The organism is Labrys sp. E2SS-1L, assembly GCF_057073705.1.
In genome coordinates, this window is the sequence record NZ_CP172712.1 from 4,221,080 (window position 1) to 4,236,594 (window position 15,515).

General features: G+C 59.5%; 8 protein-coding genes. 3 read left to right on the forward strand and 5 right to left on the reverse strand.

Annotated elements, in window-relative coordinates; translation table 11 throughout:
- Nucleotides 1–325: 325 nt before the first annotated feature.
- Nucleotides 326–1,048 (forward strand): LuxR C-terminal-related transcriptional regulator, encoded by a 723-nt coding sequence (locus ACIGJE_RS19775; RefSeq protein WP_311935158.1) that lies wholly within the window; start codon nt 326–328, stop codon nt 1,046–1,048.
- 158 nt (nt 1,049–1,206) lie between these two features.
- Here the strand turns inward: ACIGJE_RS19775 and ACIGJE_RS19780 are convergent, their stop codons facing one another.
- From ACIGJE_RS19780 to ACIGJE_RS19790, 3 genes are all read right to left on the reverse strand, one after another.
- Entirely contained in the window at nt 1,207–2,181 is a 975-nt protein-coding gene (locus tag ACIGJE_RS19780; protein ID WP_311935161.1) for a diguanylate cyclase domain-containing protein, read from the reverse strand.
- On the reverse strand, nt 2,178–7,331 hold the full coding sequence (locus ACIGJE_RS19785; RefSeq protein WP_483678538.1) for a PAS domain S-box protein: 5,154 nt from the start codon (nt 7,329–7,331) through the stop codon (nt 2,178–2,180). The genes ACIGJE_RS19780 and ACIGJE_RS19785 overlap by 4 nt, the downstream gene beginning before the upstream one ends.
- Nucleotides 7,332–7,524: 193 nt before the next feature.
- Complete coding sequence (locus tag ACIGJE_RS19790; RefSeq protein WP_415082321.1) at nt 7,525–8,682, reverse strand: helix-turn-helix domain-containing protein; 1,158 nt, start codon at nt 8,680–8,682, stop codon at nt 7,525–7,527.
- A gap of 600 nt (nt 8,683–9,282) precedes the next feature.
- Here ACIGJE_RS19790 and ACIGJE_RS19795 point away from each other — a divergent pair.
- Entirely contained in the window at nt 9,283–10,071 is a 789-nt protein-coding gene (locus ACIGJE_RS19795; RefSeq protein WP_311935165.1) for a LuxR C-terminal-related transcriptional regulator, read from the forward strand.
- Nucleotides 10,072–10,294: 223 nt separating this feature from the next.
- A complete protein-coding gene (locus ACIGJE_RS19800; RefSeq protein ID WP_367623084.1) occupies nt 10,295–12,517 on the forward strand; it encodes an EAL domain-containing protein in 2,223 nt (740 codons plus the stop codon).
- A gap of 365 nt (nt 12,518–12,882) precedes the next feature.
- On the opposite strand, the gene ACIGJE_RS19805 is transcribed toward ACIGJE_RS19800, so the two are convergent.
- Together ACIGJE_RS19805 and ACIGJE_RS19810 are read right to left on the reverse strand one after the other, a co-directional pair.
- Nucleotides 12,883–13,587 (reverse strand): LuxR C-terminal-related transcriptional regulator, encoded by a 705-nt coding sequence (locus ACIGJE_RS19805; RefSeq protein ID WP_311935170.1) that lies wholly within the window; start codon nt 13,585–13,587, stop codon nt 12,883–12,885.
- 873 nt (nt 13,588–14,460) lie between these two features.
- Entirely contained in the window at nt 14,461–15,513 is a 1,053-nt protein-coding gene (locus tag ACIGJE_RS19810) for an alpha/beta hydrolase (RefSeq protein ID WP_415082324.1), read from the reverse strand.
- Between the last annotated feature and the right edge of the window lie 2 nt (nt 15,514–15,515).

Genomic DNA, 15,515 nt, shown 5'->3' on the forward strand with positions numbered 1-15,515 from the left:
CATTCTGCAGATGCTCATGATGGCATTGCAGTGCTCTAGACCAAGGAAATACCAGAGTGAATCGTCGAGGTGGCGGCAATTCACAAGTCTTTCCTTCGCGGAACATCCTGGTTTTGTCAGGCATGACCAACGGACATCGGTCGAATTCATGATCCAGGGGACGCGTTCTTCATTCTGTCATCCCTGACAGTAGCTGTCTGTTTCCTGGCCGGAATTCAGTCTTACCTTATCCGTTTATATGTTGTGTGAAGTGTCCGAATTGCAATCTACAGATCTATCTCCCTCGGTGCCCTTGAGGCAGCTTGGTCAATCATATGGCCCCACCATGGTAGTAAACAGTCCACCAGGACAAATCGCCCTTATAAACCATAGGACATTACAGCGCGACTGCATCAGCCGTGTCCTGGCGGTAGAGTTTCCTGAACGAAAAATTTTGCCATTCGCCCGTCTGGACGAATGGAATGCTGTTGCCGATGAGCATGAGGAAGTCTCGCTCGTCATCATCTGCGAGGGTGACGATCCGAGTGATCTGACCTTGCTGGCCGCAGCAACCGGGCATATGCCCTCAGCCGCAATCATCATTCTATCGGACTCCGAGGATCCAGCCAGTATTTTCCGGGCTCTCGACCTCGGTGTGAAAGGCTACATTCCCAGCACGCTCGGTGCAGAGGTGGCCATCGAGGCAACACGCCTGGTCATCGCGGGCGGCGTCTTTGTGCCCGCCGCCAGTCTGATCCGGGCGGCGACCGAACCTGCCCTCGTCCGCCAGGAGCAGCCCGGCCGGAACTACCCGCGCATCTCCCCCCGGCAATTGTCGATCATTGCCGCGGTCAGTCGCGGCAAGTCCAATGCCGCCATTGCGACGGAGCTCAATCTGCGCGAAAGCACGGTCAAGGTTCACATCCGCAACATCATGAAGAAACTAAAGGTGAAGAGCCGGACGGCAATTGCCCACAAATCGCGTGATATTCTGCGCGCTGAAGGCTATGAGCTCAATAGTGCATCGGACATGCAGCGCCTCACCTTGGACATCGCGCGGTCTTCCTGACAGGCAGCCGCCTTTCTTCGCCCCGTCGGGCCAGAGAGGGGCATCCGGCGGCGGAACTCGATGATCACTGTTCCGTCCGCCATCAGAGCCGCAGGCTTTTGGCGGCGGGCTCTCCCCTACTCTCGCCGTGCTGGTGGTACCGGTTACCCGGTACTGCCTCACAGCGGCTTTCCTGGTGGCTTGCTTGTTCCACCCTGTCCCACGGGAAGGAAGAGGCCTTCCTTCTGCCCCTGCCAGACCAGCACCCGGTTGCGGCCCTGCTGCTTGGCCCGATACAGCAACTTGTCGGCCCAGCCCAGCAATGCGGCAGGCTTGTCCGTCTGCGACACGAACGCCACCACCCCGCCGCAGCTGATGGTTACCGCTTCGGCAGTACGTGACCTGGCATGCGGCAGATCGAGATCGAGCACCGCCTGCCTCAGTCTCTCCAGCAGTGGCTCCAATTCATGCAGTCCCGGCAGCAGCATCACGAATTCCTCGCCGCCATACCGGGCGACGACGTCATAGGGGCGGCCGGCGGCCCGCGCGAGGGCCTGCGCAACCTGCCTCAGCGCTTCGTCGCCGGCGCCATGACCGTAATGGTCGTTATATTCCTTGAAATGATCGACATCGATCATGGCCACGCTGAGCGGATCGCCGGAGCGGACGGCATGCCGCCAGGCCAGCTCGAACGCCTTGTCGAAATAGCGCCGGTTCGCGATTCCGGTCAGGCCGTCCTTTTCCGACAGGCGCTCCAGTTCATTGCGTTGCGCCACCAATTTGAGATGGTTGCGCACGCGGGCCCTGACGATGGCGGGACTGATCGGTTTGAAGACATAGTCGGCAGCGCCCAGCGAAAGCCCGCGTTCTTCGTCCTGTTCATCCGTAAGGGCAGTGATGAAGATCACTGCGATATTGGCGGTCTGGGGCTCGGAACGCAGTCGACGCAAAACCTCGTAGCCGTCCATACCCGGCATTGAGACATCGAGCAGGATCAAGTCGATGCTTCGTTCGTCCTGTGCACGCTGCAGAGCGCTCGGCCCATCCTTCGCCAGGAGTATTCGACATTCACGCTGCAGCAGCTCCGCCAGTATCGTCCGATTGATCCGGTCATCGTCGACGATCAGCACCGTCTGCGGAAAAGCATCGCTCACTCTTGAGATCTTTCAAACACCCGTTGTTCCAGATCGGCGTTCAATTGCTGCAATAGGGTTTCTGCCTCGACCAGTTCAAGTTCCTCGAAATGGCCCAGGATCGCTCTTGCTCTTTCGGCTTCGACAGTTCCGGAGAGCTCGGCGACAACATCACCAAGAATGGCATAAGCGGCATAGTCACCGCTTTGCAACAAGGGTTTTGCGGCTGCGATGAGGTCAAGAACCTTGCGCAGACCGCCCCTCACTGGCCCTGCCCCTCCAGCCGTAGCTTGTGCGGCAACACGATCGAGCTGGCTGAGCAGCAATGCGAGGTCATCCCGGAACGCGGGAAGGAGAAGCCGGACCTCATCGACGTCCCCACCGCGAGAAATCTCCTCGATACCAGCTGCTGCCGCGCACAACTCATGGGCATCCAGATAGGAAGCAGCCCCCCTGACGGCATGCGCGAGCGCTGCAACGGCTGCGGCATCCCCTCGCAGTGCCGCCTGATCAAGCTGCGCGGGAGCCTCCCTGAAATCGCGAACGAACCCTTGGAGCAGGCGCTGCAATCGCTCGCGGCTATTGCCCAGGCGTTTCTGGGCCGCGGATAGATCCACCCCGCTCATTGACGCGAAAATATCCCCCGAAACACGCCCTTCCGCCATGTCTGGCGTCTCGTTTTCGGCATCCTGTGCGAGGGAGGGCGCAGGGAGCAATTCCATCAATGTCCTATAGAGAGCCAATTCGTCGATCGGCTTGGTCAGATGCGCGTTCATGCCTGCCGCGAGACTGGCTTCACGATCCTTGGTAAGGGCCTGAGCGGTCAGGGCAATCAGGGGCAGGGAAGCCCAGCGCTCTTGTGCGCGAATCCTGCGTGTGGCCGTCAGACCATCCATTTCAGGCATGTGGACGTCCATCAGGACAGCGTCGTAGGCCGCCGCTTCCAGCTTGTCCAGAGCGTCCCGGCCATTCACCGCCGTGTCCACATGCATGCCGGCCAATTGCAGGAAGTCGCCGACGACCTCCCGATTGAAGGCATTGTCGTCCACGACCAGAATACGCCGGCCCGCGAGTGCCGCCAGGATCTCGTCCTGCGCCTGCGGCGGCAAGATCTCGCCCGCTTCCTCGCCAAGAACGACAGGGGGCCCATTCGCGGCATCGTGAAAGACCCCGACGATGGTGTTGAACATCACCGACACGGTGACCGGCTTGACGAGCACACCGTGCAGACCGAGCTGCTCGGCTCGTCGAAGCACCTCTTCACGACCATAGGCCGTCACCATCAGAACGGCCGGCGTGCTCTTGAGCCTTGCATCGGTCTTGATCCGCGCTGCGGTTTCCAGGCCGTCCATGCCGGGCATGCGCCAATCCATCAGAACGACTTCGAAGGACCGTCCCTCTTCGCGGGCCTGGCTCAGCGCCGCCAACGCGGCCTTGCCGGAATCGACGACATGGCTCTCCATGCCGAAATCATGCACCATCCCTGCCAATGTTTCGCGGGCACTGGCATTGTCATCGACGATCAGGACCCTTTTGCCCTTCAATTCCCCCGAACGCAGGGTCCCATCATGGGAGGCAGCGCGCCGCGGTGACCTGAGCTCGACCGTGAAATAGAAGGTGCTGCCCTTGCCCAGCGTGCTCGATACCCAGATCTGCCCATCCATGCCTTCGACGAGGCGCTTGCAGATGGCCAGTCCCAGGCCGGTTCCGCCATATTTACGCGAGACGTGCCTCTCCGCCTGGGCGAAAGCCTGGAACAGGCCGGCGACCTGATCGGCGCCGAGGCCGATCCCCGTATCCTGCACGGCAAATTGCAGCCGGACGGCGTTTGAGGCAGCCGCCTGCTTGGCGTCGACCGACACCACGATCTCGCCCTTGTGGGTGAATTTGACGGCATTGTTCACCAGATTGATCAGCACCTGGCCGAGCCGGAGCGAGTCACCGACGAGGCGCGATGGCACATCCGGCGCCACCGCATAGATGATCTCGATGCCCTTCTCCTCGGCTTTCATGGCCGTCACGGCGGAGACTGATTCAAGCACGGCCTCCAGCCTGAATTCGCTTTCCTCCAACTCGAGCTTGCCGGCTTCGATCTTCGAGTAGTCGAGAATATCGTTGAGGATGGAGGTCAGCGTTTGCGCCGATGCGCTGATCTTATCGAGATAGTTGCGCTGCTTGGGGTCCCGCTCGGCCTGCAGTGCCAGCCGGGTCATGCCGAGCACCGTATTCATGGGCGTGCGGATTTCGTGGCTCATCACTGCCAGGAACTCGCCCTTGGCCGCCTGGGCGGCTTCTGCGGCCTTGCGAGCCTGGATCAGAGCCTGGGCCGTGCGCCGCTCCTCGGTGACATCCTGGTTGATGCCCAGAGCGCGCAGTACCGAGCCGTCATCGGCACGAAAGACCTCGGCCTGGCCTCGAATATGCCGGATGGCGCCATCGGGGTGCACGATTCTGAATTCGCTTTCGAACGTTCCCGTCCTGGCGATGGCCTCCTGCCATTGTGTCAGCACGCGGTCGACGTCGTCGGGATGGAGCAACGAAAGCCAGCGCTCGAGGCTACCGTCGAAAGCGTCGTGCTCCAGCCCGTAGAGGACATACATCTGGTCATCCCAGATATATTTCTGGTCCTGGGCGTTCATGTCCCATATGCCGACGCCGCCGACCTTGATCGCAAGCTCCATACGCTCCTTGAGGGCGACGATGAGATCCTCGGCCTGTTTGCGGGCGGTGATATCCTGCATGACACCGTCCCAGATCACCGTGCCATCGGCCTGGTAGCGGGGAGCGGAACGGCAATGGAGCCAGAGAATCCGGCCGTCCCGCGTGCGAGATCTGAACTGGCAGTCGAAGACGCTGCCGCGCGAGAGCGAATCTTCGAGCAATGCGTTGTAGCGAGGCAGATCGTCTTCATGGATCGTTTGAACGAAGGCCCCTCGCCGTTCCATGATCTCGCTGGCCGGCACGCCGGTCAGTGCCAGGATGCCGGCGCTCACATAGGGCAACGACAATTTTCCATCGGGCGTCTGCACCAGGCGATAGACGGCCCCATGCGGCAGGTTGTCGACAAGGGAGCTGAGCTGGGCTTCCAGCTCCTTGCTCTCCGTGATGTCGCGCATGAGCCAGATGGCGTGATCGCCAACCTGGGTTGCAGCCACTTCCGCCAGGCGCGGCGCTCCGCCCCTGCGAAAAAAGCCGTACTGCCCGGTGCGATAGGTCCGGCCGGCCCGATCAGTGCTCGAATCGGAGACAAGAGCCTCAAATAGATCGCGACCGAAAAGCCGCGACCACGCATCGGGAATCGACAGTTCTTGCCTATCGTACCCGGTGAGTTCTTCGGCAGCACGGTTGACCAGGATCCGGTCATCGGTCACGAAAGCGGCTCCGATCGGCAGGTTTTCCATCATCTCGGACAACCACCGAACACGCGCCGACAATTCCATTTCGATCTGCTTGCGCGCCGTAATGTCGGTGTGGGTTCCGATGATGCGCAGAGGCGAACCATCCTCATCGCGCTCGATGGCCTTGCCGCGATCGAGAATCGTGCGCCAGGATCCGTCCTTGGCCCGCATGCGCAGCTCAATGACGAAGTCCGGAGCCTCGCCGCTTATGTGCCGTTCCACCGCTGCCCAGCTCGCCTGCAGGTCATCCGGATGGATGCGATCGATGAATTCTTTGAGTGTAGGCCCGATTTCGTTCTCGGCATGCCCCAGCATTGCCTTCCATTGCCGGGAGTAGAAGACATTCCCGGTGCGCAGGTCCCAATCCCACAATCCGTCGCCTGCACCATTGAGCGCGAATTCCCAGCGCGCCTCGCTATGGCGCAAAGCCGTCTCGGTGGCGCGGACATCCGTCATGTCACGGGAAACGCCGATCAAGCCGATCACGTCGCCCTTCTCGTCGCGCCTTGGAACCTTGGTCACGAAGAAATGGCGCCTGGTGCCGTTGACGACGAAGGTTTCCTCCATGGTCACGACCTTGCCGCGCGCCATGATCTCCCGATCGGTCCGCAGGATACGGGTTGCATTTTCCGGATCGATCACGGCCGTAAGATCCCGCTCCAGAATTTCGGACGCAGGCCGTCCCAGGAAACGGGCCGTCGCCTGGTTGAGCATCACGAAGCGGCCTTCTAGATCCTTCAGGAAAATGGCATCCGTGGTGCCATCGAAAACCGTCTGCAGCAGATCGGTGGTCTTGCGCAGTTCGGCCGTGCGCTCCGCAACCCTGATCTCGAGCTCGGCGTTGTGCCTGCGGTTGGCATTCTCGGCCTCGACCCGCTCGCTGATGTCGCGCACGGTGGCAAAGAAGGTCTTCCGGGCCTGATAGAGATGGCACGAAAGCCGAACCTCGACCGGAAAAACCGAACCATCCTTGCGGCGATGCCTGGCATAGAGTGTCGTCGCGACGCCCGGCTCGGCCTCGGCCCACACGCTCCTCGCCCATGCCAGGTCGAAATCCTCGACGATGTCGGGCACCGACATCCGCAGGAGCTCTTCCCTGGTGAAACCGGTGCTGAGGGTTACGTGATGGTTGACGTCGAGGAATCTTCCCTGATCGTCATGGACGAAGAAATCGTCAGCCACATGTTCCAGCAGCAAGCTGAAACGATTGTCGCCAAGGCGCTTTTCGGTTTCGATCCGCTTGCCGTCGCGCTGCATCTCGCTCCCGCTGAGGAAGAGCAGCTTCACATCATGCTCGATCTCGTTCCGGAAACGGATGAGCAGGCGCTGGTAGGCTGACGAGAACCCCGCCTCACCTTGCTTTTGAACCATCAGCGTGCCGAAGACCTCTCCCTTCGGTCCACGGATCGACGCGCCGAGGAAAGCCTGCCCTGCCGCTATGTCGATGACGGTCCCTGCTCGTCGGCTTTCCCGATCGGAACCGTCTGGTGCGTGTTCGCCGGCTTCGCGTGCAACCGCGATGCTGAAACGCTGCAGAGCAATCTGGCTTGCCGTCGAACCGGCTCGATATGCCTGGCCCGGCCCGTGGCTGACAGCGATGATCTCGCCACCTTCGCCGATCCCTCGCATGACAAAGGCAGCCGCATGCTCCAGGAGACCAACCAAGATATCGGCGGTAGCGGCCCATCCTTCGAGAACAGCGGCAGGAATGGCCAGCTTGCTCTCGTCCGCGCCATCTCCTTGCCGATCGTTGCTTCGCCTGTTCGAAGACATGCCTGCTTCCCTTTGAAACGCACTGCGCAGAGAAGCTGCCCATCACGCGAGGCACGGCGTCAGGGCCAACCGATTACGACATCGAGCCATCGCCATCCGGAGCAAAACGCCTTCAAGCCTGAATGCGCCTTGCTCCAACTCCCCTGTGTGGACGCATCCTTTTCCAGGCGGCTGCATCAAATCGCAAAATGTTTCAGCTTCCCAAGGCCCTGAGCCAACGCTCGAACGACGGCAGGCCGTCTGCGTCCCGGGTTCCCTCCTTCATCAGACGGCTCGGCGCGGGCGCGCTGCGGGCTTGGCGAGGACTGTAGCTGAACTCCCGGCTGAAAGCGCGGCTGAAATCGGCTGCGGAGGCAAATCCGAAACTCTCGGCAATCTCAGCAATCAGGCGACGGTCCGAGGGATCGCTGAGGGCAGCATGGGCAGCAAGCAGGCGTTGCTTCTGGATATAGTGAACCACACCGCCGCTCGGCTCGAACAATTGGTAGAGATGGGTCCGTGATATGCCGAGTTCCCGGCACAGCAGCTCAGGGGTAATGGCGGTCGTCTGCAGATTGCTGCGGATGAAGCGCCGGGCACGTTCCATGGGTGCCACCGTTCCCTGCTTGGTGGCCACCATCGCCCGCTCTTCGGTGGAAGCCACGCAAGCCAGGATCATATCCCTGGTGGCATTGACTACGCCGAGCAGGTCATCCTTGCTGAACTCGCTCAGCCGTGCCTCCACGCTGTCAACATGACTGACCAGCAGGCCAGCAAGGTTGCGCGACAAAATCCGGTTGTTGTTGGCATCGAGCACCGCAGTGGAATCGGCAAAAAGATCACGAGGCAAATACAGCGCCAGGCTCTGCGATTCGAGCATCCTGCCCCGGAAAGCGTGGCCCAGGGAACGGATCTCGACCGTTCCCGGCTGGCTCTCGGCGACACGCCCACCGACTTCGGTCCAGGCTTTTCCCTCGCGCCGGAAGATGATCACCCAGTGGTCGACGAGACTGGAACGAAGCTTGGCCGCGGAACGATGGTAGCTGTGGGCAGCCGCCTTCTGCTGCACAACCAACATGCCACCGAGATTCCAGGCGACCTGACGTGCGGCAAACCCCTCCTGCACCGTTACGCCGTCGGGCAACGTCAGATCGGCAAGCGGCGCATTGAGCACCTGCCAGGCATCGAACTGCTCGCCAGGTGGCAATTCCTCGGTCGAAAAAATCAGGGGCGTCAGCGCGGGAGGTGGCGGTGGACCGTCACTTTGCGATGAACTGGGCTGCCGCGACCAACGACGGCGCTCCCTGCCGGAACGCGACGCCTGGGCTCCTGAAGCCGGCTGCTGATCGTTGCGGGACGCGCCATCGTCCATTCTGCTTTCCTCGCTTTCGCGGCAGGCTCACCCAAAAGCGGGAGCTCACATACTTTGCCGACGGCGCCTCGAGGTGGCGGCCGCACTTGTTATTATGAACAACAACGGAAATCTTCAAAAGAGACTTTTCAGCACGCTTCGCCCACCCTCCTTTACCTTATGCACAAGTGAATTGCCGCATCCAGCCTGTTGCCCGAGGCTGCATGTCGCACGGTAAGGTTGCGTCTTGCCCAAGGGATATTTCATAAAATCATACCGCTCTGACTGACAGATCATAGAAATTCTTATCGATTATACGGAAGCGCAAATCCGTCGCAAACTCCGCCCGCCCCCTCGCCGCAGTCACTGATGGTGCAGGCGAACGGGAGGTAGATATACGGCAAAAGAGCTCGAATCCTCGATCTCCTATTCCGCACCAGCACTGGCAAGGCGTAGGGGGCTCCTACGCCGTTGGAGTCACTTCTCTACCAAGTCCGAGCCTGATTGCCTCGGAATTTGTACTCACTGCTATGTCTGCGGACTCCAAGCTAACGACCAAATCATCGATCTCGCATAACTTGCCCCTTAGTCAGCATAGTACCAACACGTTGCGGATTGAACATGAACATCGCCCTCACAGACGCTTCCACCATCCTCGACAGGCGGCGGCCCCTGCAGTACCAGCGCGACAGGCGGGTCTTCGACGAGCGCGGTGTCGAAGCTCCTTCCGTCCGCAAGGACAAGGACGTCGCGGCAGAAAAAGCCACGATCAGCATTATCAACGACAACACCTTCACGCGCGACTGCTTGACCCGCTGCCTGGGCGATGCCGTCAGCGAATTTGAAGTCCGTGCCTATGGGAGCATCCGCGAATGGCAGGATGCAGCGGCCAAAACCGCTGCACCGATCATCCTGCTGTGCGCCACTGGGCGCCAGGCAACCGAAGCCGCGCTTCACCAGGGCCTGGATAGCATTCTGCAGGCGGCAGCCGACGCCAGGGTGATCGTGATCTCCGATGTCGAGGATCCCTCCGGCATGGTCGCTGCGTTGGAACGGGGCGCCAAGGGCTATGTCCCGATGAGCCTGGATCTCGACGTGACCATCGGCGCCGTCAATCTCGTCAATGTCGGCGGCACGTTCATTCCCGCCAGCAGCCTGCTTTCCGCGCGGAGCGCCAGTTCGCCTGCTGCGGAAACCAAACCGCAGAGGCGTGCCTCTGCTTTGCTGACCGAACGGCAGCTGACCGTGCTCGAAAATCTTCGCAAGGGTGATCCGAACAAAGTCATCGCTCACAAACTCAACATGAGCGAATGCACGGTGAAAGTTCACGTTCGAAACATGATGAAAAAGATACAGGCTCGCAACAGAACCGAACTCGTCTGCATGACCAGCGAGCTCTTTCAGTCATGAAAACGCGATCAAGACCTGACAACTGCCGACATTGAAAGTCTCGAATAGCCTGACAAACACTGCTCTGACCTCGGATTCTGATACGCCCAATGCCAATCACCGATGAAGTCTTAACAAGACCGCTGGAGTGCTATAGCATTATTGGCTACCTGGATTTCGTTGTCTGCTGCACCGAGATGCTCCAATGATCGTCAGGCATGACAAGGGCACATTGGGAACAAGCATGCCACTTACGCGTGACAGAGGTATTCACCTCCTCGGACGCTCTGTTCAGGAGAGCGATAAGGCGGTAGCGGTCCTCAATGCCAGGCGCGAAATCGTTTGGATCAACCCCAGCTTCAAAAAGATGCTCGGATATCAATCCGAGGACGTGATCGGCCGTCCGCTGGTTTCAGTGCTCGTCAGCAAGGCCACCCCTTCGGCGACTCGTCTCAGCCTCGAGCGCCTCGTCAATGCCAAGCGAGGCGGCCTGGAGGAAATCAACGGTCACGACAAGTTCGGCAATGAAATCACGCTGCTGATCTATACCGATCATATTCGCGACATCGATGAGAACGTCACGGAGACGATCGTCACCATTCACAGCAATACCCCTGCACGCATGATCCAGACACTCCAGAACACGGTGCTGGAGGAACTGGTATCCGGCGCTTCGCTGGAGAACGTATCGGAATTCATCTGCAAGAAAGCGGAGTTCATCACGCGGGACGTCATCTCGACCATTCTGAGGGTGGATCAGAACGGCCTGCTGCATCCCCTCGCCGCCCCGAGCCTGCCCCAATATTATTCGGACGCTCTGGACGGGATCGCAATCGGTCCCAGCGTCGGCTCGTGCGGGACGGCGGCCTATTTCGGCGAACCCGTGCTCGTCGACGATATCGAGACCAATCCGCTTTGGGCGCCCTACAAGGGCCTGGCGCTGCCCTTGGGCCTGCGTGCCTGCTGGTCCGTTCCCATCAAGCTGCGGGATGGTCGGGTTGCCGGCACTTTCGCCTTCTACTTCCGCGAAAAGCGAGGCCCCAGCTATCTGCACGAGGAGATCGTCTCGGCCTGTGTCCATCTCTGCGCCCTGGCGATCGAGCAACATGAGGCCAAGGAGCACATCAATCGCCTTGCCTATTTCGACATGCTGACGGGCCTGCCCAATCGCCGGCAGATCTACCAAAAGGCCGGCCAGACGATCGCAGAAGCCAGCGAGAAGCAAGGCAAGATGGCGCTGCTGCGCCTCGACATCAAGCGCTTCAAGGACATCAACGATACCTTCGGCCATTCCACGGCCGACCAGATCCTCGGCCAGATCGCCACCCGCCTGCAGAACCAGCTTCGGCCCATCGACATTGTCGGGCGCTTCGGTGGCGATGTCTTCGTGATCATCCTGCCCGACGCCGACAGCGCCTATGCCACAATGGTCGCCAGGAAGCTCGTTGACGCTGTCGCCAAACCCTTTGCGATTGCGGATCTGCTGCTGCCGATCTCCATCAGCATCGGCATCAGCCTTTATCCCGACAACGGCACCGATGTCGAAACGCTGTTGAAACGAGCCGATTCCGCCGCCTGCAAGGGCAAGGCAGCCGGGCACGAAGCCGTTTTCCTGTATGAGCATGAGGTTGTCGACGGCGCGCAGGAGCGGGTGATCCTCGGTGCGGCCTTGCGCGAAGCAGTCTCGCAGGAGCAACTACGCTTGCTCTATCAGCCCCAAGTCAATCTCGCGGACGGCACTCTACACGGTGTCGAAGCTCTCATCCGTTGGGCACATCCCGTCCTGGGCGACATTTCCACCAGCCGTTTCATCATGATTGCCGAGCAGATCGGCCTGATCGATGAAATCGGGATCTGGGCTCTCAGCGAGGCCTGCCGCCAGATGGCTGTCTGGCGCGCTGCCGGCCACCACATCCCGGCGATTTCGGTCAATCTGTCCCCCTTGCATTTCCGCAACCGAAATCTGCCGGACGTGGTGGCCCATCTGATGCGCCAATACGATATTCCCAAGCATACTTTGATGCTCGAGATCACCGAGGGCGTGATGATGGACGATCATCCGACCACCCTGGCAACCATCGCCGCCATCCAGGCGCTCGGCGTCGGGTTGTCGATGGATGATTTCGGTACAGGCTATTCAAGCCTGAGCCGCTTGACGCATATCCCTTTCTCCGAGCTGAAGATCGATCGTAGCTTCATCGAGGGAATGGTAACCGACCCCAGTGCGCTTGCCGTGGTGACGGCAATCAACAGCATTGGCCAGAGCCTCAACATCGCGGTCGTCGCGGAAGGCGTGGAAACCGAAATGCAGCAGCAAATGCTGCAGGAACTGGGTTGCGAAATCGCCCAGGGATATTTGCTAAGTCATCCCTTGAAAGCCGCCGATCTCGAAGTCTGGCTGCAGGACAGGCAAGGCGGTGCGCCGCCCGCTTCGCGACGGATGAAAACAGAGACCCTGCCCGCATAACTTCGCCCGCATAACTTGGACCGCATAACTTGGCCGGTCCGAGTTGTCCGGCCGTGAGAAGTCGAACCTTCAGACCGGCGACTGATGCGGAACTGCTCGGCCACCGAGATGCCGTCCCCTCCCGCCGCAAGCCTTCCCGATCCGAGTTGGTGCACCGCGCACGCTTCTTATCAGGGCTGGTAACCCGTACATCAAAACAAATCCGCCCCGATGCCTTTACGGCATCGGGGCGGTGTATCGACGTCGGCGCCTGGAACAAAGCGCGCTCATGACCGAACGCGAATTTGCTCCAGCTCTTTGGTTTGACGCGTCCTTACGATTCTTGACGACTCCATCAAATCACAAAACACGATAGGCGCCGCATCTCAGAACAGCTCATTGGTCAAGAAAGCAATCTCGGTGCGATTGCGTGCCTTGATTTTACGCATGATGTTACGGACATGCACCTTGACGGTGCACTCTCCCATATTGAGCTTGTAGGCAATGAGCTTGTTCGACTCGCCTTGGCGCAAGCGATCGATCACCTCGAGCTGCCTTTGCGTAAAGACGGTCTGACGGGAACGACCGCTGGTCTCGCCTTCCTCATTCGCCTGGACGCTTTGAGACCGCGACGACAGCAGGCCACTAGCCGGAACAAAAGTACCGCCAGCACGCACCAGTCGAATGGCGGCAATCGCAACATCGAGATTGGAGCTCATCGCGATATAGCCTTTCGCGCCCCGTTCCAAAGCAGCCACAATCTCCGTCGGTTCCTCATAGTCGGAAACAAGGATGACCCGGGCTTCCGGCGCCGTCTGGATGACTAGATCCAGATCGCGCCGTATGGCCGTGTCCGTGGCCTTCCGTCCCGTCGCGCAGAGAAGGACGATCGGCATGGTCACAGCCGCGCCGGCTGCTTCCCAATCCGCGATACGCGAATATCCTTCCGTAACGAAATTTCCCTCACTCGCAGCAAGACAACGCATCAGACAGCTGCGCGACAGAGCATTCTCATCAATGATGACGATCCGGGTTTGCAAATCCTGGTCGAGTTTGCCAGAAGCGGAGTCATCTTGAAGGCTGTCTTCCATACATCCCTCCCTCCTAAGCTCAACTACAGAGGAAGATGACTTCAACGGCAGCACTGAACCTACCGCAAATGGCATCAAAGCTTGGCTACTCGCGGAATAATCAGTCACAGTCTCAATCTCCAAACAAGTCATCCGACAAATACCACGCGCGTGCTTGAAAAAGCAGCACCATGGCAGTCAATATTCTGGCAACCAGCGCACTCAATTCTGAGCATTTTTATTCTATGCTTGGATTAGAATAACCATATGCCGCCAATCAACGCAGCAACAGTCAAGCATAGTTTTTCAAGCTACTTACTACTATGTATCGGCCTCTTTGTAAACTCCATAAGAATGCCAAGTAGCACATGGAGTTTTGTATGATGCGTTACGTTAGACCCCAGGCTCCGTGACACCGACGTGATACTTTTAGGAGGCCAATCCGTCCAAAGTACGGCGTCGACGTATTAGCTCGCCTTATGCCGTTAGGGAAGCACTGTGTTACCTATCGAACAGGTATAATTGCACTCCTCACCAACAACAGATTCCTGCTTGTCGAAGGCACAGCACCAAGCATACGAACGGGCTCGATCTACGGAGCCGCGTCGCACACCATTGAGAAACGCTCTTTCCTTTCAACAGGTTAGAAGAAAAACCTTCCAGAATCGCCGCAGGAGCTTCCAGGCTTTGCTCGTTTGATTGCCCCCGCCAACCACAGACTTTGGGGAATATGATATCCTCCATTTCCGACATCGGCGCGCCTGCCGTCGACAGCAGAGGCGCCCTCGGACCGGAATATGTCGCTTCGTGGCGATTTCGTGACCCGCGAACGCGAACTGCGAATCACATCCGCGCATCGATCGTGGCCCCGGCGAGGTATGGCTGGCCGCTCTCTCATTGCGTCACCTCCATCACCGGTGCCTTGGCGAATACAATCTTGACGCGACTATCCCGTGAAGCGATGAGCTTGCCGAGATCGGAATTTTCACCGGCGACATACTGGTCCAGAAAGGCGCCGGCATAAGTGTTCACGGCCGCAACCGTGTTTCTGGCGCTCGGCAACAGGGACGCCATCCGCGCCAGGAACGACCGTTGGGAGACGTCGACGAAGCTCTGGTGCCGACTCCCCGCCATGACGAGGAAATATCCGCCATATCGTTCCATATTGGCCAGAACATGCGTGTAGTCTTCGTCCGTCAATTTGGACGTCATGCGCAGCACGGTATCGCTCGAATTGAGGTCGGCTGCCGTCGGCAACGGGCTATCGTCACTGATTTCGAGAAAAGGCCGGCTCAAGCCGAGCCTGCCGACATCCCCGAACAACCAGCCATCGAGATTGACTGCCGCCTTGAAACGCGGGTCCTGCCTGCTGGTTTCCGCGGCGACCGCACCACCAAACGAATAGCCCATGATGCCGATCCGCTCGAAATCGAGCCTCCTCAGCACGGAGGCGACATCGCCGTCCTCAGCACAGGGGGCAGCTGCCCGCAGGATGTCGAGGACGATGCTATTGTCCTTGGCAAAGGCACCGGCTTTGAGGTTGACGGCCGCCCGGGTGCGCACGAATGCCTCCTCGCCCGAAAAATCGACGAACTGCCTGTAGGCTTCGGGATCTTTCTGATCGACTCCGATCACCACATAGCCGCGGTGAACCAGGGCGTCGATCTGGTTCATATGGCCCTCGACACTGCCCCCCCAGCCGGCATTGAAGAATATGACGGGCGATAGAGGCATAGCCCCGGCGCCGGCGCCGGCGACCTGCTTGGCATACCAGGCTCTGACAGCAAGGCGACCGGCGACACCGCTCGGCAGAGCGGCGGATTTGTCGCCACACAACCCCGACAATGGCACCAGCGTAACTGCAACCTCGGGATCGCCGGCCCGCGCGAGGCTTGCGACACCGAGACCGACCGCGAGCAATACCGCCCCAAGGCAAAGCACTCCCACGA